A 23,884-nucleotide genomic window follows, 5' to 3' on the forward strand; every position below is an offset into this window, starting at 1 on the left:
AGGTGTGAGATTTCTTGATCTAATACGAATGTCATGGGGCCAGATCATTCGCCGAAAAGTGGTGACCCTGCTATGTATGGTTGGGTTGTCCATTGGCTGCGCAGCCATGATTATGGCGCTCAGCATAGGGACGTCAGTACAGGAATACGGGGAAAAAACTCTGAATGAAAACTACAAGATGGATGAGATTACGGTCACTCCGAACGAAGGAATCAGCTCGGGCGGAAACAAGGGGCAAACGTCCACCTTCGAGCGTGGAGCATTGACCCAACAGAAAATTGATATTATTTCCAAACTGCCGCATGTTGTTTCCGTGGCCCCCATGCTGAAACTGGACATGCTGGAAATGACGACAGCAGACGGAAAAAGCTCGTGGGTGGAGGTAACCGGAACAGAACTGGGAACACTAAGCCGCTTCGGATCCCGCTTCGCCCAGGGCGGCGCCTCCACGACCGGTGGGGCTGTGGTAGCCAACTACGGCGCCATTTTTGGTCTGGCTGATCCCGAGGTTGTACGTCAATTGAATGACAAACTGATGGAAGACCCTTACAACGACCAGTTGATTCAGGAGTATATGCAAATGATGTCCACACCCGCAGAGCTTTTTCAGGCCCAAATTAATCTGAAATCCCAGGATATGAATACTCCATCCAAAATAAGAACAAGCTCGCCGCTGCGCGTTACCGGCATATTGGACATGCAGAAGGGGGTAAACGAGGAATCGGCCAAATATGATAAAAAATTGTATGTTTCGCTTGAGACAGCAAGAATGCTTGCCGATCAGCTCCAGACCAACCCATCTTCTCCGGCCGGGAGGCTAAATTCGGCACTCGTAAAAGTGGAAAACAAGCAGTATGTCGCCCAGGTGGAGGAGCAAATCAAACGGCTGACCCTCAGAACAGAAAGCAATCTGTTTCAGGAAAAAATGATGAGCGAGCAGTTAGGCATGTATGAAAAGGCGGCGATAGGGATTGGCACCTTCGTTATGCTATTAGCTTCCCTGTCCATCATTGTCGCCATGATTATGTCCACCCATCAGCGCCGCAAACAGATTGGCGTCATGAAGGTGCTCGGGGCAAACCTGTGGCAGATTCGGCAAATGTTTATCACCGAAGCGGCTGTATTGGGTATGCTGGGAGGTATCGTTGGAGTAGTCATTGCCTACGCAGCAATTGGGGGAGTCAATCAAGTGTTGGTCAATCAGATCAGTCTTCAAAGCAGCACCCCGCTTAACGTGGTCATCCAGGTTTCGGCGCTGCCCGCCGGTGTCGCCTTCTCGATCCTGACCGGGATCGTCTCGGGAATTTATCCCGCTATCAGCGCCTCGCGCACCAACGCGTTAGAAGTCATTAAATCCGCTTAAATGGAACTTGAATAAGATGATATCCGAATTAATGAGAGGACAAACGGCATGAATAAATCGATAGCAGTCAAATGGATCAAGCGGGTCGTTATTATTTTTCTGCTCGCAGGATCAGGATTTTTTTTGTATCAAAAATATAAACCGGCACCGGAAGCACCGGTTGAGGCGCCGGCGCCCATTACATTTCAAGTTACACAGGAAACGATAACCCAGGAGATTCAAGTAAAAGGAAAATCAGCTTATACGGATCAAACCGACGTATTCGCTCCGTTTACGGGACCCATCAAGCAGTGGCATGTGGAGAACGGACAGGCGGTTCGTAAAGGGGCCGCGTTGTTTTCGCTGGACTCGAAGACGTTGCAAAATGAGGTTCAGCAAATGGAGAGCGAGATGATGAAATCCAGATTGGAGAACAAGCTGAATAAAATATCAGCCAAGCAGGGAGAAGGTGCCGAGCAGCCCGGCGTTACGGAAGAAGAACGCAAGAAAGCTTTTGCCGACAGGGAATCCAAGCGTCTCATGAGCGATATAAACGAGGAAGCTATTGCTGTGAAAGAGCAGGATATCGCGTTTAAAAAAAGCCTCATAGGTATGTCGACGGTATCTGCTCCGGCGTCCGGTGTATTTTTGCTGAATGAGACGGATACGAAGACCCGGATGGTGAACGAGGGACAATACGTGGGTACTGTTGTAAATACGGGCAAGCTCCAGTTTACGGCTGCCGTCAGCGAGCAGGAAATCTTTCGCATCAAGGCAGGTATGCCCGTCAAGGTGCAGATGACCGGTAAAAAAGAAATCCCCTTAACCGGAAAGGTCAGTAGAATTTCGAAGTTTGCCAAAAAAGGAGCGGAGAATGATCCGAAGCAGGTTTCCCAGTTTGATATTGTGATTGATCTGAAGCCGGACCCGAGCCTGATCGGCGGAATAAGCCTCGAAGGTAAGATCGAAACAGCACGCAAGGAAAAGGCGATTGTTGTTCCCAGTCTTGCAGTCATGCGCGAGCAAAATGAAGCTTATGTAATGCTGGACAAAGGCAATGGCAACTACGAACGGCAGACGATACAAACAGGCATCGAAACCGATGACAAAACTGAAGTGCTGAATGGCCTGAAGCCCGGGGATACCGTGGTTTTACCATAAACAAACCCGTTGGATTTTATTATAGAGGGATTTTGTTTCGGATTTCAGAAGACTTGTATCGAGATTGTAACTTCGAAGAATGAGAATATTGGTTTTAATGGCCGCAAAAAAATCAGCGATCTTTTCCCAACCGATGTTGTGAAAAGATCGCTGACGCATGTATTTTTCAATTTCGGGTTCTTACTCCGCCTTGTTGTTCTTACTGGATTGGCCGTTCGTCTGCTGATTTTTCGTCTTCTTCGGCACCCCGTCGAGGCCGTACTCCTGATCGTAAGCGTCGAAAATTTTGCGGGCTACCGGCGCGGCGCTGTAGGCGCCAAATCCGCCTTCGGGTATGACGACAGCAACGGCGAGCTTGGGATTTTCACGCGGCGCAAAGGCGATGAATACGCCGTTATCTCTATTTTTCCCGGCACCCCATTGCTCCGAGGTCCCCGTTTTTCTGGCAAAGTCATACGGGAAGCCGGAAAAAGCGGACGACACATTGGTGCTCATCCCGGCAATTACTTCTTTCCAGTATGCGTCGTTAAATTTAACCTCGTTCAGCACTTTCGGTTTAAATTCCTCAACGACGTTTCCTTCGGAATCGGTAATTTTGCTCACTAAATGCGGCTCCATCCGCTTGCCTCGGGTCGCAAGCGTTGTCGTATATTGGGCCAGCTGCAACGTGGTATATTTCCCTTGCTGTCCAAAGGAAGCGTACGCCAACCGGGACAAGGAGGTTTCCTTATCGTTCATATATTCCAGCTTGCCCAGGTATTCCTGCGGAAGATCCACACCCGTGGATACGCCAAGGCCAAACTGCTTCATATAGTCGTCCCAGACGTCGATCCCTTTGTCTCCGTATTTCTTCCATAGCCTTTCCCCAACCATATCAACCATAAAGGTGTTGGAGGAGTGAAGGATCGCTAGTCTTGGGTCAACAACGCCATACGCGTGTCTTTGGGAATTTCGGACGCTCGACGAATCGTTTTTCCCGAAATAAGCTATACCCGTATCGTTGTAATACGAATTTGTCGTAAACAAGTTTTCGTTTAAGCCGATTAACACGGATAACGGCTTAATCGTGGATCCAAGCAAGACGGTAGATTCGAAATCATGTCCTGAACGCCCCGAACTGAATGGGGTAATGGTTCCATTCATATAGTTGCTTGAAATCTTCTTCCAATCATCAGGCGAAACCCCGCCCGACTGCCAGACGTTCGTATCGTAATCCGGCATGCTGGCCATCGCCACCACGTTGCCGGTATCTACTTCCATAGCGACGGCATAACCGGTTTTGGCATTGGGATGAACTTCACCGGACACCCGGTGGGTATGCACCCACTGGATTTGGTCCAAAATCGCCTGTTCGGCCACAAGCTGGACATTTTTGTTGATCGTTGTATGCAGATCGTTTCCTTTCACCGGCGGCGTTACCTCAGGGATGCCCGTGGCCATATTCCGCGGATCGATCGGAACGCTTTTGTACCCGTTTTTGCCGCGCAGCTCGCTTTGATAATACAATTCCAGCCCGTCGTAACCGACGTCCTCGGTTTCCGTATACTGCATATCCGGCGGCGTATCTTTTTGCGCGCGGATCTGTTTATAAAAATCCAGGTTCGTCGACGCATTGGAGTATTTCCGGATATACCCGATCGTCTGCACGGCTACCGTATCCGGATCATAATGCCGGATGCTTTCCTCGACGATATCGATCCCCGGGAACTGGTCCTTCCGCTCCAGAAAATAAGCAACCTCTTCCTTGGTCAAATCCATTTTGATCCGGCGCGGCGAAAATCCGTTTTGCTTCCGGTAATCCAGGTCCATCGCTTCGATGATGTCCTCTTTCGTCATCTTGGAATCCGCACTGCCGTATTTGTCGAACACTTCTTTTAATTTATCCGCCAAAGCCAGCGCTTCCGGCCGGTTCTTTTTTCCCTTGTCCGTCGTGCTGCTGTAATCCTTCTGCAAAGTAATATAGAGGGACTGTACGGGCGTGGAATACGCCAGTTTCTCTCCGCCGGCCGCATAAATCGTGCCCCGCGTGGGCGCCAGCGGCACATCCTTCACCCGCAGGCTGCTTTCCTGTTTGGACAGGGTCGGCCCTTCCACAAACTGCAAAATCGCCAGCCGAACGATAATGACGGTAAAAATGGCAAATGCGCTGAAGAAGAACATGTTCAGCCGTATATTAAAATGTCTCTGCATCGACGCTTCTTGCTCGCGCGGATCTTCACTGTAGACACTTTTCACTGCGATTCCCCTACTTTCTTCCCCTGATGATTCGTTTATCGGCATGATCGAGGCAACCGTCAGCCTTATCTATATTAACATAACTTAAGGAAACGAAGCGAAGTTACAGCGTTATTTCTTTTTCGTTTTTTTCGGCACTCCATCGAGGCCATATTCCTGATCATAGGCGTCGAAAATTTTGCGGGCCACCGGTGCGGCACTGTGCGCGCCAAAGCCCCCTTCCGGGATCACGACAGCGACGGCAAGCTTCGGGTTCTCGCGCGGCGCAAAGGCGATGAATACACCGTTTTCCATAAGCCGCCCCCGGTAATCCTGCTCCGACGTCCCCGTCTTCCGTGCAAAGTCATACGGAAAACCGTTGAATGCGCTCACCTCGGTACTCATGCCCTTAATGACTTCTCTCCAATACACATCATTAAATTTAACCTTGTTCAGCACCTTCGGTTTAAACTCTTTGATGACATTTCCTTCGGAATCGGTGATTTTACTTACCAGATGCGGCTCCATCCGCTTGCCCCGGGTCGCAAGCGTTGTCGCATACTGGGCAAGCTGCAGCGCGGTATATTTCCCCGTCTGCCCAAAGGAAGAGTACACCAGTCGGGCCAAGGAAGTTTCCGACTCGTCGGTATAGTCCAAACTACCCAGGAATTCTCTAGGGAGATCCACGCCCGTGGATACACCAAGGCCAAACTGCTTCATGTAGCCGTCCCAAACATCAATCCCTTTGTCATTGTACTTCTTCCATAGCTTTTCTCCCACCATATTGACCATAAAGGTATTGGAGGAGTAAGTGATCGCCTCTCTAGGGCTAATTCGGCCGTACACATGTCTTGAGGAATTTCGCACACTTGATGAATCATTTCTCCCGAAATAGGCAATCCCCGTATCGTTGTATCGATCACTCGTCGTAAACAGTCCTTCGTTAAAGCCGATTAACACGGACAACGGTTTGATCGTCGAACCGAGGTAAACGGTGGATTCGAAATTATGTCCCGAACGTCCCGAACTGATCGGGGTGATCGTCCCGTTTTGGTAGTTATTTATAATTTTGTTCCAGTCGTCCGGCGAGATCCCGCCCGACTGCCATACATTCGTATCGTAATCCGGCATGCTGGCCATCGCCACCACATTACCGGTATCCACTTCCATCGCGACGGCATAGCCGGTTTTGGCATGGGGATGTACTTTTCCGGACACCGGGTGCGTATGTACCCATTTGATTTGGTCCATAATGGCTTGCTGGGCGACAAGCTGCACATTTTTATTGATCGTTGTATGCAAATCATAGCCTTTTTCCGGCGGTGTCATCTCCGGAATCCCGTTTGCCATATTGCGCGGATCGATGGGGACGCTCTTAAATCCGTTTTTGCCCCGCAATTCATTTTGATAATACAATTCCAAACCGTCGAAACCGACAAGCTCCTCTTCCGTATACTGCAGGGAAGGATCTTCATTTTTCGCTTCTCTGATCGGGTCATACCGATCCAAATCGTTTGTCGATTTAAACTTTTTAAGATAACCGATCGTCTGAACGGCTACCCCATCTTTGTCATAATGCCGGATGCTCTCCTCAACGATATCAATCCCCAAAAACTCACTTTTGCGTTCAATAAAGTACGCTATTTCTTCTGAAGTTAGATCCGCTTTGATTCGCCTTGGAACAAAGCCGTTATTGGTCTGGAAATTAAGGTCCATTGCTTTGAGGATATCCTCTTCGGACATGGCCTTGTCAGGATCTCCATAACGGTCAAACGCATCTTTCAATTTTTGGGCTAAAGCCACCGCTTCCTCATAATTCTTTTTTCCCGATTCACTGTCCTGGCTGTAGCTGCTCTTTTGCAAAGTCAAATACAAAGATTGAACCGGTGTCGAATAAGCCAGCTTTTCGCCTCCGGCAGCCAATATAGAACCTCTCATCGGAGGCATTGGCACATCCTTTACCCGCAGATTGCTTTCCTGCCTGGACAGCGTCGGGCCTTCCACAAACTGCAAAATCGCCAGGCGAACGATAATCACGGTAAAAATCGCAAAAGCGCTAAAGAAAAACATATTTAGCCGGATATTAAAATGTCTCTGCATCACCGCTTCTTGCTCGCGCGGATCGTCCATGTAGACACTTTTCACTGCGATTCCCCTACCTCTTTCCCTTTAAAAAGTCAGAAGACATGTAATCTTCTATATATTAACATAACGAAAGAAGACGCAGCGAAGTTACGGCCCGGTGCCAACATTTTTCGCCCGCCTCTTGAAAAAACTTTTGATGCGTGTGACCTCTTTAAATCAACTTGTCAGGGATGTGGGTTTCGCTGAATGCCGGGGGGTTGAACCAGTCACCGCTTTGGGCCCAGGTCGCGTCGAGCGGAATCCAGGTGTTTTGCGCAGGCAAAAACACTTCGTTCCAGGCATGCGGGCCGTATCCGCCCTGCCCGTCATAACCAAGCCCGGTGATGACCTTGACGTCCAGGCCCTGCGATCTCGCCATCATCGCGTACAGCCGGGCGTAGTCGATGCAGACGCCTTTTTTCGTCTCAAACGTCATTTGCGGCGTCTGCTCGTGCCAGATGCCCTTCTCCTCATAATCCTTCACTTTATCGTAATCGTAGCTGACTCTCGTGCCGATCCAGTCGTACAGCCGGCGGGCTTTCTCCTCGCCGCTGTCCGCGCCTTTCGTAATCTCGGCCGCCGCCAGCTCGATATCCTGCGGAATATGGGCGTCGATCAGCTCGTATTTTTGCTGCAAAATACCGCTGAGCTCCGCCTCCACGCTGCGGGTGAATACCGGCAGCTTCTCCTTGATCAGGTTGCCGGTCAGCGGTTCGATGATGGTGCGGGCTCCCTGCTGGTATACCGGGGACGCCTCGACATAACGGCTGAAGCTGCTGTTCGGAAACAAAGTCACCGCGATAAAAAGCACGACGATGACCATCAGGCAGCGCGCCGCCCCGATCACGCCGCCGATGCAAGCTCCGGCCAGGCGGCTTAGCAGCGAAGCCGGGCGGTCTCCGCCCGAGAACAGCCGTCCGAACCAGGAGCCGCCGCCAAAGAACACGGCAACTAGGCCCGCAACCGTCCGGATCAGCCAATACATCAGGATAAACACGACGGCAAAGCGCATCAGCGGAAAGTCCCTTACCGCCATAATGAACGTATAAAAGACCTGCTCCCAAAGCGCCAGCTCGCGCTGCGGAATTGCCAGCATAGACAGCCACTCCTGCACTTTGGGAGAAATCCACAGCGTAAGCGGAATGGCCGCGGCAATCCCGAGCAGCGACAGCACGCCTCCGCTGAGCAGCGAAAACAAGCGGCCCGCCGACCGCGATGCCCCGCGCAGCAAGCCCTGAAGCATCGAGCCCAGCAGGATGAACAGCAGCAGCAAAGATATCAAGTTGTATTCCCGCACACTTTGCAGCAAATCCTCCATCATGTCACCCCCCGATCCCGATGATTTGCCGGCGCGGCATATATATTAACGCCAAATTTTCCGAAAAATGCAGGTGCAATTTGAACCTCCGCTTACTTGGAGTTGCGCTGCGCCTCTTGAATAAACGCCTCCAGCGTATCGTTCATCGACCATTCTCCCAGGGATACCCCGCGGAACGAAACCTTTACTTTATCGCTCCCTGCGGTGCCGGTCACTTCCAGATTCGGCGTGGAAATCGTATACGTTCCGTCCGAATTTTGCGTCAGTTTGGCATCCTTCGCTTCGTTTTTCATCATGTTCAAAACTTCGCTTTGGCTGATATCTAGGGCCTGTTCCTTCACGGTGGCCACCGCATCGCCGATATCCTTAAGCGAAATACCGCTGTAAATAATGATAAAAGCCGCGATGACCAATACAAGCGCCCATTTGACGACGGTTCTAACGAAATTCAACACCAGAAAAAGAATGACCAGAGCCACGACGATGACCAGCCAGTTCTCTTTCAGAAATTCAGTCCATACTTGAACGTCCATCATTTGCAAACACTCCTACACGTTTTTGCCGGCGGAGTTTTCCCTAACCGGCTCCATTATATTCGGCAACAACACGGTTGCCTTTCCATTATACATGATGGCCCAGGCCGGTGTCAGCTTAACCCCTTTGCCATCATAATACAGGGGTTGAAGAGACGTGCCTTATATGCCACTCCGGCCACGTTGCGATATAAGGAAGCGGGGGAAATCCCACGAAATGCAAAAGTGCAGGCGGTTTTCGTCGAAATTCCTCGAAACAGGCCGAGAACCCTTTCCCTTATTTCATGAACCGAAGCACCGAGGACTCCGGCTCTTTCAAATCTGTGGACGCTTCTCTAACGGACACCAGCGACCTTATCCGCCCATTTCCCGGGTATTTCCCAGCCTAACGGACCCACATGACTCTATCTGACTCAAAACCAGTTCATCCGGGCCGATTTGAGGTAAATAAGGTCATCTGTGTCCGTTACATTTTTCTAACCTTCGATTTTCCGCAGATAACGGCTCTGGTGTCCCTTAGCCTCCAGATTCCTCTTCTCCTCCCCTTTCTACCTGCGCATCGTCCTCTACCCCGCCGGAAAATTTATAAACTCTAGTATCTTAAGAAAAACATTTATAGACGTATTTTTAAGGAAGCCAGACCGCGTTTATAAGGTGGTTTTTTTGCGATTATAGAATTACTCAGCTCCGCTGAAAACTATAAATTCTATAATCTTCAGAAAGATCGGCGGCCTTCACCGGCCGATCCGGTTAGTGAAGGCCAGCAAATTTAGACATAAGTTCGTCCCGGCAGGCGTACAAGTACAAGTAGAACATCGTTACTATCCAAGAGAGGAGGGCTAACGCATGAAAATCGCTTTCTGGCTGTATTTCTTTATGTTTCTCGCTTTCTTCGACCTGCACGCCCAGTATCCGATTCTGACTCCGTTTGCGTTGTCCCTCGGCGCGGCGCCGACGTTTATCGGCTGGATGATGGGGATCTACTCCTTGACGCATTTGCCGGGCAATCTGATCGCCGGCCAAGGCGTGGACCGGCACGGCAGCCGCAGATACATGATTTTCAGCCTGCTTACCGCCGGCGTGCTTTTGCTGCTTCAGGCGCATGTGACGGAGCCGTGGCAACTGCTCGTCATACGCTCGATCAGCGGCTTTGTGCTGGCCTTTTTGTCGCCGGCCTGTCTGGCGATGCTTGCTTCATTGTCCAATAACCCGGTGCAGCAGGGAAAACTGATGGCCGGCCACGGAGTGATGCATACGATCGCCTCCGTCGTATCGCCGGCGGTCGGCGCGTTCCTTGTCGCCCAGTCGGGCTTCTCGCTCGCGTTTCAAATGCTGGGCTGGCTGCTTATCACGACAAGCGTCATCGCCATGATCACCATTCACGAGCCCGCAAAAACGGTCAAGCCAGCCGCTCTGGAGCCGAAAACGGTACCCTCCGGTATCCCGCTCAAGCTCAACGTCATTCCGCTCCGCTACTACCTTCTGTCGCTGGCCATCGCCTGCTCTCAGGGCATTCTTTTTTTCGAACTGCCGCTGCAAACCGGCGGGGCTTCCGGAATCATGCACACCGGCCTCTATTTTTCGATCATCAGCCTGGGGGCGCTTGTCACCCTTTCGATGCTGTTCCTTAGCAAACTGTCGCCCTACAAGCGGGCGAGTTTCGGCATCCTGGGCGTGGCGCTCTGTTTTTTTGCTATGGCTGCGCTTGATTTCCTCCCGCTTCCGGCGATCCTGTTCGTTCTTGGAATGGCCAAAGGCGTCGTCTTTCCGGCGCTCTCTTCCCTGTTTATCGACCTGAGCGGAGGACAAAGGCTTGGCACCGTATTTTCCCTGCAGTCGATCGCGACGTCGCTTGGCTCCTTTATCGGCCCGATCGCCGCCGGGGCGATGCACGGGTTGTATTCCCCCTACTTCCTGGCCTTTTTCCTGCTGATGCTGACGCTCATTTTGGTGCCGCCAAAAAAGCATGCCGGTGTATTGACGCCGCCGATCGGCGCCGAAACCGGCCGGCCGTAAGCCCATTTTATAGTTTTTTCGCCCTCTAGGCCGCCGCACAGGACAGAGACGAACGCCCTACATAAGATAAGGTGAAATCAGCTGATAACCAATTATAACGAGGTGAACCAAAATGAGCTCCTTAAACAATGTTTGGCCCGGCGCTGTTGGACCCGCCAATGTTGGACCCGCCAATGTTGGGCCCGTCAATGTTGCACCTGTCAATGTTGCTCCTGTCCATGTTGCACCTGTTTATGTCGCACCTGTTCACAGATTTCACGGCTTCTGGACGTCAACAGGCACGATTCTCGTATTGTACATTTTGCTGGTGATTATTCTTCGCTCTACTGTTTTCTAATGGGCTATGCAATAACCGCAAGCCAAACAGTCTGCCGTGCGGCAGGCTGTTTCTTTTTTATGGATTTGACAAACCGCAAAGCTTATACTGGATAGGAAAATACTAGAAAAGAAATCTTCGGAAAGGCGGCTGTCCAGTTGGCATATTTGCAAATTACAAAGCAAAACATTGACGAGCAGCACATTTGCTGCGCTTTAGGCGCCAAGCAGTATGAATTGGCCGTAAACGAGAAAAAGCGCTGGCTAAAGGAACGAATGGAGGAGGGCCTCGTATTTTACCGTCTGGACGACCGGGCCAAAGTTTTTATTGAATATTTACCGGCCAATCAGGCCTGGGCCCCTATCGATGCCCCCAACTATATGTTTGTCAATTGTCTTTGGGTGTCAGGCAGGCATAAGGGGCAGGGGCATGCCGCAAAGCTGCTGGAGCGGTGCAAGGAAGACGCGGCGGCCCTGGGCATGGACGGCATTGTGCATATCGTCGGAAACAAAAAGCTGCCTTACTTGAGCGACAAGGCTTTTTTTGAGCATATGGGGTTTAAAGTCGTGGATGAGGCCGAACCTTATTTTCAATTGATGGCTTTAACCTGGAACGAAACCGCTGCTTCTCCTACGTTCAAACCGCACGTCAAGCAGGTTTTCTCACCGGAAAAAGGAATCTCGATCTATTATACGGCCCAATGCCCGTTTGCGGTCGGCATGCTTGAAGAGCTTCAGAGTGCAGCTCGCCTCAAAGGCGTCCCGTTTCGAGCCTGCCGCATTACGTCCAAAGAACAGGCGCAACAAGCCCCTGCGGTTTGGACGACCTTTGCCTTGTATTATGACGGGAAATTCGTCACGCATGAAATCATGAGCGTCAATAAATTCGATAAGCTGCTGGAGCGATTAAAGCCGGCTTATAAGCCGGCTCACTCGACCAATAGTTGATTCTAATTGCGCTAATGGATCATGATCTCTTAAATTGCCGAAATCCAAGCCTGTTAGAGCTTCAATTTTGGAAACTTGAACTTGGTATGTTTTGTACTCCCCGTAAGCAAATTCTAGATTGTCAATTAGATTTTTCTGGGACTGTAAATAGGCAGCTGCGGATAGGCCACCTTCTTCCTTCACCATGACAACGACTTTCCAGAATTCGGCGGGGATTTGAGCACCTCGGTAAATGATGTCATCGCTTCGAAAAATAGGTCGTTTTTTTTACAGCACATTATGAAAAGGAAGCAGACATACGAAGAGGTAAGTCTGCGTTGGAGATGGAAATCTTCCCTTAAGGAGCGGGGACTGGTTCGGCGATGGTTACCCTTCTGACGGCTTTTACTGCTTGACTTGCATCAATTCTTCCAAGACCATATTGCTTATCCCAGTTTTGATTTGCTGGAGGGTTTTTCCTTGCTGCCTGAGCTAAATTGTCACGGATCTGGTTAATTGTGAGGTGAATGCCGTTTGCTTTAGCCTCTGCGAGAACCAGAGCGATTACTCCCGTAACTGCTGGTGCTGCCATACTTGTTCCAGACATCTCTGTTACTCCATTTATTGTTCCGGAAGCTGCTGCTTTCACCGCATGGCCTGGTGCGCTAATCTCAGGCTTTTGTCTTCCATCTCGAGTTGGCCCGGCACTGGAAAAAAATGAGATAGGAGCATTGGGGAGGTAGGCATTATACGATCCCACAACAATACTATTGTGTCCACATGAGATTGAACCCAATGTATGAGTATTATCAAGAGGTGGCATAAACTGCGATTGACCCCGATCATCCCGTTCAATCCAAGCATGAAAAACACCATCATGGATGTTAGTGCCGTGAAGTCGGATAGTCCAGGTGCCTGTAGGAAGTCCTTTCTCCAGAAAAACTCCGATTTCATTATCACCATTGTTTGAATCACTTTTTCGGTTTGCCGCAAAAACTATGGTTCTTCCCGTATCATCCGTGACTCTGCCGTTCTCTCCAAGTTGGATTTGGCCGATGCTTTCTCCATTAGGCTGGATGATCTCCAAAAGGAACTTATCCTGACCACTGTACCATATTTCAAGTTCATTGGAGGTGAAATCATGATTTTTAATTTGCCAATGGAGGTCGAAAGAGCCTCCTTGGGGGACGGTTCCTTTGGCATGAATTCCGTCATTGAAGGAATTACTGGCCGCAATAACTACGGCGCGGTCGGGTTTTGCCATAACAAGGCCATCAATCCCCTGTTCCACTAAAGATGTTCCATCATGAGGTCCACCATTCGTTCCTAAACTCAAATTAACCACACAGGGATGTTCTCCAGCGGTATCAAAAATGAACTTAACGGCATCAAGAAGCTGCTTGGAGTCTCCAAACGTGGAATCTACAGCTTCTTCTCCTCCCCACGAAATATCGCTTGCGGACAATTCGACAAATACGATATCAGCTTTTGGCGCCACACCAGGTGTGTTTGTCCCGCTGCCATTGCCAGTAGCGATATCCATGACGTGCGTACCATGCTCCGGATTCCGGGGATTAAAGAGAGTGCTGGGATAACCTAGAGTTTGATATGGCTGGGAGGAATTCAAAGCTCTGTTTATCTCATCTTTTTTGAAAACTCTGCCATATGTGACTGATTGACCATCCACTGCTTCAGCGGCCTGATCCCAGATGGCAAGAAGCCGTGTTGATAAATCCGGATTGCGGAAATTTTTATGAACAAAATCACAACCGAAATCAACGATTCCTACCACGACTCCTTCACCGCCGTTTGCTCCACCTGGAGGCAGAAGATCACTTCTTGCCTTTATCTCTTCAATCGTTTTGCGCAGTGCCGGTTTTATCGGGCGAGTAGCTTTCAAGCTCAACACTCCAGGTGACTGCCGTATATTCTCCAATTCATCGACAGACACTTTGGCCGTCACAATCCGTCCAGTTCCATCTGGTGCCGTGGATATCTCATTAGTTTCAAGTACACCTTGAATGGTGGTCCAAGTATCAAGGTCCTTAACTTTGGCGATAACTGAGATCTCCTTGGTAACTGTCGTACCGAACTCATGGTGATCCGTTTCTTGCCGGCTTTTTTCAATAATTCTTTGCAGCCGTGGATCAATATTGGTAGGGATTTGTTCTGTTGTCTTCTCTAAACGCAATGTTATTCTCCTTTCTTTCATTTCAACAGATAAAGTATTCTTACCTTTTACAGCTTTTATGTATGGGTGTTCCTGGGATATCCACCCGGCGTTATTCGGCCGTGTGATAGCGACATGAACTTCACTGTGCCCTGCCCTTCCCCACAAAAAAACAGGATGTCCCTCACAGCCTGACCCGTGAGTAAACATCCTGTTTTATGTGAAGTCCATGGTGGAACGGAATTTTACTTAGAAATTGAAATCTTCGTCGGTCAGCGGCTCGACATTCAGCGCCCGTACATAGCCGTTGCCTTTTTTAGAGAAAAAGTCGTGCTGCTTCGTATCGGTGCGGATCCCGTTGAACACGATCGGATTGACCTCTTCCTCCTCGAACGGCGGCTCAAAGCCGAGGTTCATAAACGCTTTATTGGCGTTGTACCGCAGGAAGACTTTCACTTCGTCCACCAGCCCGATTTTCGTGTAAATCTGCTCCGTATACCGTTCTTCGTTGGCGTGCAGGTAATGCAGCAGCCCTTCCAGTGTTTCGTACACTTCCTTTTGCTCGTCTTCGCTCATTTGCGCGTAGATTTCCTGGGCCAGCACGCCCACGTACACGCCGTGAATGCTTTCGTCGCGCAAAATCAGGTCGATGATTTCGCCGCTGCAGGTCATTTTGCCCTGGCCGGCCAAATACAGCGGGTAGAAAAAGCCGCTATAGAACAAATAGCTCTCCAGCAGGACGGAGGCCGCCATCGCCAAATACAGCTCTCTCGGGGAGCGGATGTTGGTGTAGTACTGGCGGATCGTCTCCGCCTTCGTCTGCAGCATCGGGTTTTGTTCCACCCAGCGGAAAATCTCGTCAATCTCCTCATTGGAAGCCAAGGTGGTGAAAATGCTGCTGTACGATTTGGCGTGGATCTGCTCCATCATGCCCATAAATCCAAGCACGGCTTTGCGCTGCAGGCCTTCCACATGCTCCATGATCTGCGGCATGCCGACGCCGCCCTGTACCGTATCAAGCAGCGTCAGACCGCCGAGAACCTTCATATATGCGTCTTTTTCATCATCGTTTAACGTCATCCAGGACATTTTGTCGTCGGACAACGGGATTTCGTCATCCGTCCAGAACTGCATGATGTTCTGGTTCCAGAACATCATCGTAAAATCGTCGTCCGGACGGTTCCAGTTTACAGCTCGTAATGCGCACATCGCCGTTCGTTCATCCTTTCTAATTCTCCGTTATACCGAACAAGTGAGGCATTCTTCCACGGACAGCTTCTTCGTCCGGGTATAATACAGCGACTTCAGCCCTTTATGCGCAGCATACAAATAGTAACGCGCCAACTGACGGGTCGTCACGTTGCTGTTGACGTGTAGGATCGACGAGATGCCTTGGTCGACATGCGGCACGATTTCCGCGATCAGGTCGATCACCTTGAACTGGTCCATCTGATAAGCCGATTTATAGAAGAAAATATTTTCCCGGCTCAGATACGGCATCGGATAATACGTCGTCGAGTTCGCGTAGGTCCGGGTTTCGATTTGCTCCACCACCGGCATGACGCTCGAGGTAGCGTTCTGAATGTACGAAATGCTGGCGGTCGGCGCAATCGCCAGACGGTAAGCATGGTACAAGCCGTTTTTCATCACCTGCTGCTTCAGCTCAGTCCAGTCCTGCGGAGACGGGATGTGCATGCCTTCGAACAAAGCGGCCACTTTGCCGGTGCGCGGACGGTAGTCCGTATTCAGATATCGTTCAAAATACTCCCCTGTAGCGTAGTCCGATTGTTCGAATCCGGCGAAGGTTTCTCCGGTTTGAACAGCGATCTCCATGCTCTTTTCCAGGGAATAATAATTCATCATCATAAAGAACGTGCGGGCAAAATCGCGCGCCTCTTCGCTCTCGTAAGCGATCTTGTTCTTCGCGAAAAATCCGTGCAGATTCATCACGCCAAGCCCGACGGAATGCATTTCCCGATTCGCTTTGGCGACGCCGGGAGCGTTGGAAATATGCGTCATGTCGCTGACGGACGTGAGTGCGACCATGCCTTCGTGCACGGACTCGCGGATCTTCTTCCGGTCCATCACGTTCACGATGTTCAGGGAAGCCAGGTTGCAGCTGATGTCGCGGCGGATCGCATCCGTTTGCCCGTAATCGGCGATTTCCGACGTCTCCTGCAGCTGGAAGATTTCCGTGCACAGGTTGGACATTTTGATCTTCCCGACCTTGTTCAGGGCATGCTGGTTGTTGGCGTTGCTCTTATTCATGATGTAAGGATAACCGGATTCCAGCTGAACCGTAGCGATTTTGGTCAGCATGTCGCGCGCGCTCATCAGCTTTCTTTTCTTAACCCGCTCGTCGGCGAGCAGCTTGTCGTACATCACGTCCATATCCAAGTCGTCCAAATGAGTCCCGTAAGCTTTATATACACTGTAAGGACCGAACACATACAGCGGCTCGTTGTCCTTAGCCAGTTGATAGAACCGGTTTGGCACAATCAGCCCGATCGACAAGGTTTTCAGGCGAATCCGTTCGTCGGCGTTGATTTTTTTGCTGTCCAGAAACTCCGAGACATCCCAGCCGAAAATGTTGTAATATCCCGCGCCCGATCCTTTGCGCTGACCCATCTGGTCGGCATAGGAAAAAGCGTCCTCCATCAGCTTCAGCACCGGCATAATCCCTTTGGCTGCGCCTTCCACGCCTTTGATCGGCTCGCCGCGTCCGCGCAGCTTCGACAGGTTTACCGCCACGCCGCCGCCGATTTTGGACAGCTGCATGCAGGTGTTCAGCACGTAGTTGATCGAGTTCAGCGAGTCGTCCATTTCCAGCAGGAAGCAAGAGACCATCTCGCCGCGCCGGCTTTTGCCCGCGTTCAGGAACGTCGGGGTGGCCGGCTGCAGCCGCTGCTCCATCATCGAACGGGCCAGCAGCCCGGCGGTCTCCGCGTTGCCGCGGCCGAGATGCAGCGCCACCACCGCTACCCGGTCAGGGTAATGCTCCAGATACTTGGACTTATCGTTCGTCTTCAGCGCGTAGTCGGTATAAAACTTCGACGCCGCCATATAAGACGGAAATTCAAAATGATAGCCGTGGGTAATGGCATATACGCGTTCGACCTCGTCTTCCGTATACTGCTCGTACACGTTCTCGTAATAATCATTTTCGATCATGTACCGCACTTTATCGGTCGTGCTCAAAAAGGTCACGCTTTTTTGTTCGACTTCTTGCATAAATTCGGCGACGGCTTCCCGGTCCTTCTCCAATTGGAAGAACCCGCTCTCGTCCCGCTTCATCAACATGTTGTTTAGTTCAATATGCCGCAACCCGGCTCACCTCCTGCTTAAATCTTTCCGCATCCTGTTTCGTGCCCGACAGCTCGAATTTGCCCACAACGGGAACTTGATAGCGCTGCGCAATCAAATCCGCGCTCAGGGCAAAGCGCTCGCCCCAGTTGCGGTTTCCGCTGGCCGCCACACCTAGCAGCCGCTGATGGTTATGCTCGAGAAAAGCGGAGACCTTTGCCGGCACCTGTCCAAACCCCGTTGTATATGTAATCAGCACAAACGGCTCCTCCAGCGTCATATTCTCGTCAATTTGCACGGCCGGCAAATCGAGCTTCTGGATGAACCGTTTCACGTTTCCGGTTTTGGAATCATAGGCAATCAGCATCGTTACTCCCCCACTTTTCTTCTATTACGCGGTAAGTATATGATATAGATGAGATACACACCAAAATTCACTTCACAACAACATATTGGTGCACTTGTTTAATTTAATACCTATATATTGTGTTGTCAATCCTGGCAAACCGCCCAAACGTGCCCAAATCCCCTGTGGATAATGTGGAAAATCGATGCAATCCCGCATCATACCAGGGTCCGCCGGGGGACAAGTTGTTGATAAAAAATTTTTAAAAATTTTTCTATCAAAAAAAGATAGATTACCTCGCAGGGAAGAAAAATGTCCCGAAACGGCAAAACAAAAACACACTCCCCGAACCGAGAAGTGTGTTCTTCGCCCGAATAACCGTACCCGAGAACTACAGCCGAAAAATAAGCAGCAGTATGCCGGCGATGAAACAGTAGTAAGCAAAATATTTCAGATTGCCTTTAGCCATAATGTTCATGAACCATTTCATCGAGAAATAGGTTACGACCAGCGTGGTCAAAAAGGCGATCAAATACGGCACGAACAAGGCCGAACGATTCGGATCGCCGGCAATATCGGACACGCCGAGCACGAGGCCGCCCAAACTGACGGGAATATACAGCATGAACGAAAAACGCAGGGCGGTATCCTGTTTCATGCCGACCGCGATCGAGGATATGAGCGTAGCGCCGGAACGGCTGATCCCGGGTATAAGCGCAACCGCCTGACCGAGGCCGACGATCAGCGCATCTTTAGCCGACAAATCGCCTTCGCGTTTTCTCCCCCGCAGATTGCGGATCAGCCATAACGCGCCCCCGGTAAACAACAGAGCGATGGCCACGGTATGGACAGAAGAGAACACGGCTTCAATCTCATCCTTGAACAAGAGGCCGATGACCATGGCGGGAATAGTGCCGATAATGATATAAATGATGAACATAAAATCCGCTCTGTACTCGGATCTCCGCGTTCGGAGATATCCTATGCCGTTGACGATCAGCCTTAGGATATCCTTGCGGTAAATGAACATGATGGCCAGCAAAGACGCCGTATTGGTCAAAATCTCAAATGAAAGGCCCTCCTCGACGACGCCCAACAGTTTTTTGGCGATGATGACATGTCCGCTCGACGAAACCGGAATGGGCTCGGTAGCCCCCTGAACAAATCCCAGAATCAAGTACTTCAACCACAAGATGAAATCTTCCACAATTCCCCAACTTCCTATTCTAGTTTTGTTTCCATAATAGATTATAGCGAAGAATGCGAAGATATGAAAAAGTCAGGGGTTATTGACAATGGCCGCATCACAGTGGGACAGACTGGTGCACCGCCGCGGAAGCAGCACGCTGTTGGATGAGCCGCTGGGTATCGCGGGCAATCATCAGCTCTTCGTTGGTAGGGATAATGTGTACCGCCACACGGGAGGCGGGAGTGCTGATCTTGCGCTCGCCAGGCGAGCGGCTCCGGTTCAACTCCGGGTCCAGCTCCAGCCCCAGATAGGACAGACTCTCGCAGACCTTGGCGCGGATATAGTCGGAATTCTCTCCGACCCCGCCGGTAAAGACCAGCGTATCCAGACCGTTCAGCACGGCGCAGTAAGAACCGATGTATTTGCGAATGCGCTGTACATACATATTCAGCGCCAGCCTTGCGCCCTCATGGCCTTCATCGGCACAGCGGATGATCTCGCGCAAATCGGAGCCCTGGCCGGAGATGCCGGCCAGCCCGCTATGCTTGTTCAGCAGCGAGTTGATCTCGCCAAGACTCAGATTCTCTTTGGCCATCACAAAGGGAATGATCGCCGGGTCGATATCGCCGCAGCGGGTTCCCATCATCAGGCCTTCCAGCGGGGTCATGCCCATGCTGGTATCTACAGACTTCCCGTCCCGAATGGCGGTAATGCTGGCTCCGTTGCCGATATGGCAGGAGATTACACGGGTTCCCTGGAGGGGGTGGCCGGTAATTTCGCCAAGGCGCACGCTGACATATTTATGCGAGGTTCCATGGAACCCGTATCTTCTGATTTTATGGCGGTCATACAAAACTCTGGGCAGCGGATACATGTAGCTCTCCTGCGGCATCGTCTGGTGAAAAGCGGTATCGAACACACACACCATCGGCGTCTCCTCGCCCAGCAGCTGGCGGAACGATTCGATCCCCTTCAGATTGGCCGGATTGTGCAGCGGCGCCAGCTCGATATTGCGTCTTACCGCCTGCAGCACCTCATCGTCCACCAGTGCCGCATCCGAAAAGAATTCGCCGCCATGGGCAATCCGGTGCCCTACTGCCGCGATTTCCCGCACCGAGGCGATGGATCCGCTGCCCGGATCCGTCAGCGCCGCAAGCATATGGGTGATGGCCTCCTTATGCTCCAGGATCCGCAGACCGGTCTGCGGAGGCAGCGGTGGCGTACATTCCTGGCGATGAATCGCCTGCTCCGTTCCAATCTCTTCAATAATTCCCTTCGCAAGCACCGATTCATCCTTCATATCAAACAGCTGATATTTCAAGGATGAGCTGCCGCTGTTAATGACCAGCACCTTCATAAAACGGCTCCTCCTCTTCCATACCTACTTCTTGTTAAATTCAACCGCCGATTTGGCAGCGCAAGCCATAACCTTCCACCACATGGCGCAGGCACTCCATCTCGTCGCTTGGCGGTGGAGTCTGTTGCTTCATATGGTATTCCGTGCCCAGATAGGCGTATTTATTCTCGCCCAGCCGGTGAAAAGGCAGCAGATGCAGCTCCCGCACCCCCGGCAATTCCGCGGCGAACGAGGCGATGGCGGCGATCTCATGAATCGTGTCGTTGAAGCCCGGAACGACGGGCACGCGAATGATCACCCGCGCCCCCTGCCCGGCAATTCGCCGGGCGTTCTCCAGAATCAGCGAGTTGGACTGCTTCACATATTCATAGTGCTTACTGTCCTCCATGTGCTTGATGTCCAGCAAAACCGTATCGAGCAGCGGCAGCACGTTATCCAGCATGGCCGGATTACAGAAGGCCGTGGTTTCAATCGCGGTGTTCCAGCCTTGATCCTTGCAGGCACGCAGCAGGTTCTGAGCGAAGTCGCTCTGATAGAGCGGCTCACCTCCGGAGAGGGTAATCCCCCCGCCGGAACGCCGGTAATAAGCCTCATCCTTGCGCAGAATGGACACAATCTCAGAGGTGCCCATCTCTTTGCCGTTCATGGTCAGCGCCCCGCTGCCGCATTCGGCGCTGCAAAGTCCGCAGGATACGCAGCTAAGGCGGTTAACCGTCACCTTCGGCCGATAGCTGATGGCCCCCACCGGACAGACCTTTGCGCAGCGTCCGCAGCTGACGCAGTTGTCCTCCTGGACCATCAGCTGGCTGCCGGGGGCCTGGGTTTCGGGATTGCTGCACCAGCTGCAGCGCAGCGGACAGCCCTTCAGGAATACGATTGTGCGGATACCCGGACCGTCATGGAGCGAGAAGCGCTGGATATCGCTGACCATCCCCCTGGCTTCCCAAATGACTTCATTCATGGTCTGCTCCTCTCCTCCCTTCCGTGCTATAGTTACATCGTCTGCTCCGTCCGGTTAATAATGTCATCCTGCAGTTTCTTGTCGAGTGTGGTGAAATGGGCGCTGTAGCCCGCCACACGGACGACGAGGTTCTTGTATTTCTCAGGATTGCGCTGGGCCTCCAGCAGCGTGTCACGGCTGATTACATTAAACTGCACATGCATCCCCTTCTGGTCAAAAAAACCTCTGACCAACGCCGCCAGCTTCTCCAGACCCGCCGGTCCGCTCAGCGCGGACGGATGGAACTTCTGATTGAACAGCGTACCGTTGGAGGCGATATGATGATCCAACTTCGCGACCGAGTTGGCCGAAGCCGTAGGTCCACTGGTATCCCGGCCGGATACCGGCGACACACCATCAGCGAGCGGTTCGCCCGCCAGCCGCCCGTCCGCTGTTGCACCGGTGGCGGCTCCGAGCGGCACATTGGCCGAAGCCGGATACAGTCCGGGCTGGAAGGTGCCGCCGCGCGGATTGACATGCTTCTGCACTTCACGGCAGTAGACAAGTCCTACCTGTCGTGCCAATTCATCGACCTCTGCGATGTCGTTGCCGTATTTCGGCGCGGCGATCAGCCACTCGCGCAGGCGGGCGTCATTGCCTTGGCCCTGGCTCCGGCTGTTGCCCAGATCCATCTTCACATTTGCCGGAGCGCCCAACTGGGCTAACGAAATCTGGTTGCCTTCCAGGAGAACCTTTTTGATCAGTTCAACAATATGCTCCTGAGTCAACGTATCCAGCGAGACGGGAGCGGGGGCTGCAGCAGCAGCCGGCTGGGCCAGGCCAAAATTGCGTTCAAGCGCTGCCTTCAGCTCTGACAACGTTGTTTTCCGCTCTTCGAAAACCACCTTCTGGATCGCGTACATGGCATCCGCTACATTGGCAATACCGACGCCCTGCGGTCCGGTGAAGTTATAGAAGGCGCCGCCTTCCTGCAGCGATTTGCCTCTGCCGATGCAGTCATACACCATGGAGGACAGGAATGGCAGCGGTGCTCTTTCCGCATGGGCATAATCCACCGAGTTATCCGCTTGAGCCAATAGATTGACGAAATGTTCCATCTGCTTGCGGTAAGCCTCCATAATCTCATCCAGGGAGGTGAAGGAGGCGAAGTCTCCGGTGGTGATCCCGGCTTTTTTGCCATTGACGGTGCCGTTGCCGATGACAAACTCCATCACCTTCGGCAAATTGAAGAATGCGGCGTCATGCCAGCCTTCGGTTTTCCCGCCCTTTTGCGGCTCGACGCAGCCGATAAGGCCGTAGTCGCGCGCATCCGCCAAACTTACGGAACGGCTGACCAGCGCGGGGATGATGACCTCATCATTGTAATAAGCCGGGAGTCCAAGACCCAAACGGCTGACTTCCGCTGCCTTCAGCAGCAGCTCATCCGGCGTGCGGTTCCAGACGCGGATCGAGACGGAAGGCTGCGGCAGCTTCACATGGGCCGTCGCCTCCAGGCAGGCGAAGGACAGCTCGTTGGTGGCGTCCAGCCCCTCCTCATTCTGACCGCCGACCACCAGATTTTGAAACATCGGATATCCGCCAAAAGCTTTGCTGGAGGCTTCGTCGCGGATTTTGTTAATCTCGTTCAGCTTCACCCACAGGCAGTCCAGCAGTTCCTGGGCTTCTTCATGGCGAAGGGTGCCGCGCTCGATATCATGTTTGTAATACGGATACATGTATTGGTCAAAACGCATCGGAGACACGGAGTGCCCGTTGGATTCCACCTGAATCAGCATGTGCACGAACCAGAAGCACTGCACCGCTTCGCTGAAGCTGGATGCCGGATTCGCCGGAACCTGCTCACAATTGCGGGCAATCTGCAGCAGCTCCCGCTGGCGGACACCGTCGCTGCAGGCTGCGGCCTGACTCTTGGCCAGCTCCGCGAACCGTTTGCCGAACTGGATGGCTGCTTCCGCAGAGATGATCACCGCGTTCAGAAACTGTTCTTTTTTGATATAATCCGGCAACGAACGATCCGCCTCCGCTTTGGCCTGCTGCGCCTCCTCGATAATACCCTTGAAGCCCTTGGACAGCACCTTTCCATAATCCACAGAAATATGGCCAACGCCGTTATTATAATAATTGCCTACCGTAAAAACTTCCGCATCGATCGCCGCCAGCGCTTCGGGAGACATGAAGGAGGTTGCCAGCTCCTGCACCGTGCGGCCGTTCCAATATTCAAAGGCATGCTTCAGCTTGCTGACCGCATCGTCCGAGATCGTAAACACGTCGCCCGTTCTGCGGGCCACCGTATCGAATTCGCTCAGCAGCCAACGGTTCGAGAACTCGGGAAAGATCTGGCAGCCTCTTGGCTTGGCAGTCAAATTGCCCACGATCAGCTCTTTGTCCCGGATCACCAGCGTCATGTTCCGCAGAATATGCTCCAGCGCTTTGGCGCGGCGGATAATCATCGGAAGATGCTCGGTTTGCTTAAAAGATTCCGTAATCAGCACCGCTCTTTCGGCTTCGATCTCCGGCGTGCCGGACATCAGATTGTCGATCAAGTGGCCGATCCGGCCGGTTACTGCTGCTGATTTGGGCATATCGTACACTTTTGTCATCGTAAAGC

At 51.9% G+C, this 23,884-nt stretch carries 16 protein-coding genes and 2 pseudogenes; 5 read left to right on the forward strand and 13 right to left on the reverse strand.

Features of this window, described 5'->3' with window-relative positions; genetic code table 11:
- Positions 1 to 4: 4 nt before the first annotated feature.
- Both EHV15_RS01575 and EHV15_RS01580 read left to right on the forward strand, forming a co-directional pair.
- A complete protein-coding gene (locus tag EHV15_RS01575; RefSeq protein ID WP_128629735.1) occupies positions 5 to 1,363 on the forward strand; it encodes an ABC transporter permease in 1,359 nt (452 codons plus the stop codon).
- A 48-nt stretch (positions 1,364 to 1,411) separates the two neighbouring features.
- Entirely contained in the window at positions 1,412 to 2,503 is a 1,092-nt protein-coding gene (locus EHV15_RS01580; protein WP_128629736.1) for an efflux RND transporter periplasmic adaptor subunit, read from the forward strand.
- Positions 2,504 to 2,683: 180 nt separating this feature from the next.
- Here the strand turns inward: EHV15_RS01580 and EHV15_RS01585 are convergent, their stop codons facing one another.
- The 4 genes from EHV15_RS01585 to EHV15_RS01600 form a co-directional block, all read right to left on the reverse strand.
- On the reverse strand, positions 2,684 to 4,738 hold the full coding sequence (locus EHV15_RS01585; protein ID WP_128629737.1) for a peptidoglycan D,D-transpeptidase FtsI family protein: 2,055 nt from the start codon (positions 4,736 to 4,738) through the stop codon (positions 2,684 to 2,686).
- Between the two features lie 111 nt (positions 4,739 to 4,849).
- Positions 4,850 to 6,862, reverse strand: coding sequence for a peptidoglycan D,D-transpeptidase FtsI family protein (locus EHV15_RS01590; RefSeq protein ID WP_425464421.1), 2,013 nt, complete (start codon positions 6,860 to 6,862; stop codon positions 4,850 to 4,852).
- A gap of 151 nt (positions 6,863 to 7,013) precedes the next feature.
- Positions 7,014 to 8,162, reverse strand: a complete 1,149-nt coding sequence (locus EHV15_RS01595) for a transglutaminase domain-containing protein (protein WP_425464422.1) — start codon at positions 8,160 to 8,162, stop codon at positions 7,014 to 7,016.
- 89 nt (positions 8,163 to 8,251) lie between these two features.
- On the reverse strand, positions 8,252 to 8,692 hold the full coding sequence (locus EHV15_RS01600; RefSeq protein ID WP_128635125.1) for a hypothetical protein: 441 nt from the start codon (positions 8,690 to 8,692) through the stop codon (positions 8,252 to 8,254).
- An 846-nt stretch (positions 8,693 to 9,538) separates the two neighbouring features.
- On the opposite strand from EHV15_RS01600, the gene EHV15_RS01605 reads away from it, so the two are divergent.
- From EHV15_RS01605 to EHV15_RS01615, 3 genes and pseudogenes are all read left to right on the forward strand, one after another.
- On the forward strand, positions 9,539 to 10,708 hold the full coding sequence (locus EHV15_RS01605; protein WP_128629738.1) for an MFS transporter: 1,170 nt from the start codon (positions 9,539 to 9,541) through the stop codon (positions 10,706 to 10,708).
- A 256-nt stretch (positions 10,709 to 10,964) separates the two neighbouring features.
- Positions 10,965 to 11,045, forward strand: a pseudogene (locus tag EHV15_RS37120) (sporulation protein YjcZ); the annotation flags it as partial.
- Between the two features lie 137 nt (positions 11,046 to 11,182).
- On the forward strand, positions 11,183 to 11,971 hold the full coding sequence (locus EHV15_RS01615) for an N-acetyltransferase (protein WP_128629740.1): 789 nt from the start codon (positions 11,183 to 11,185) through the stop codon (positions 11,969 to 11,971).
- Here the strand turns inward: EHV15_RS01615 and EHV15_RS01620 are convergent.
- The 9 genes and pseudogenes from EHV15_RS01620 to EHV15_RS01660 form a co-directional block, all read right to left on the reverse strand.
- Positions 11,930 to 12,229, reverse strand: a pseudogene (locus EHV15_RS01620) (DNA/RNA non-specific endonuclease); the annotation flags it as partial. The gene EHV15_RS01615 and the pseudogene EHV15_RS01620 sit on opposite strands and share 42 nt — an antisense overlap.
- A gap of 79 nt (positions 12,230 to 12,308) precedes the next feature.
- A complete protein-coding gene (locus EHV15_RS01625) occupies positions 12,309 to 14,141 on the reverse strand; it encodes a S8 family peptidase (RefSeq protein ID WP_128629741.1) in 1,833 nt (610 codons plus the stop codon).
- Positions 14,142 to 14,369: 228 nt separating this feature from the next.
- The gene (nrdF, locus tag EHV15_RS01630; RefSeq protein ID WP_128629742.1) at positions 14,370 to 15,329 is read right to left on the reverse strand and encodes a class 1b ribonucleoside-diphosphate reductase subunit beta; all 960 of its coding nucleotides are present in this window, start codon (positions 15,327 to 15,329) and stop codon (positions 14,370 to 14,372) included.
- A 30-nt stretch (positions 15,330 to 15,359) separates the two neighbouring features.
- Complete coding sequence (gene nrdE, locus EHV15_RS01635) at positions 15,360 to 17,444, reverse strand: class 1b ribonucleoside-diphosphate reductase subunit alpha (protein WP_128629743.1); 2,085 nt, start codon at positions 17,442 to 17,444, stop codon at positions 15,360 to 15,362.
- Complete coding sequence (nrdI, locus tag EHV15_RS01640) at positions 17,431 to 17,790, reverse strand: class Ib ribonucleoside-diphosphate reductase assembly flavoprotein NrdI (protein ID WP_128629744.1); 360 nt, start codon at positions 17,788 to 17,790, stop codon at positions 17,431 to 17,433. Before nrdI ends, nrdE begins: the two co-directional genes overlap by 14 nt.
- A 370-nt stretch (positions 17,791 to 18,160) precedes the next feature.
- Entirely contained in the window at positions 18,161 to 18,976 is an 816-nt protein-coding gene (locus EHV15_RS01645; protein WP_128629745.1) for an undecaprenyl-diphosphate phosphatase, read from the reverse strand.
- Between the two features lie 97 nt (positions 18,977 to 19,073).
- On the reverse strand, positions 19,074 to 20,315 hold the full coding sequence (locus EHV15_RS01650) for an acetate/propionate family kinase (RefSeq protein WP_128629746.1): 1,242 nt from the start codon (positions 20,313 to 20,315) through the stop codon (positions 19,074 to 19,076).
- 40 nt (positions 20,316 to 20,355) lie between these two features.
- Complete coding sequence (locus tag EHV15_RS01655; RefSeq protein ID WP_128629747.1) at positions 20,356 to 21,276, reverse strand: glycyl-radical enzyme activating protein; 921 nt, start codon at positions 21,274 to 21,276, stop codon at positions 20,356 to 20,358.
- 32 nt (positions 21,277 to 21,308) lie between these two features.
- Positions 21,309 to 23,876 carry a glycyl radical protein gene (locus EHV15_RS01660; RefSeq protein WP_128629748.1) on the reverse strand — a complete coding sequence of 856 codons (2,568 nt, stop codon included), beginning with the start codon at positions 23,874 to 23,876 and terminating at the stop codon, positions 21,309 to 21,311.
- Positions 23,877 to 23,884: the final 8 nt, after the last annotated feature.

The organism is Paenibacillus oralis (genome assembly GCF_003863965.1).
Classification (GTDB): Bacteria; Bacillota; Bacilli; order Paenibacillales; family Paenibacillaceae; genus Fontibacillus; species Fontibacillus oralis.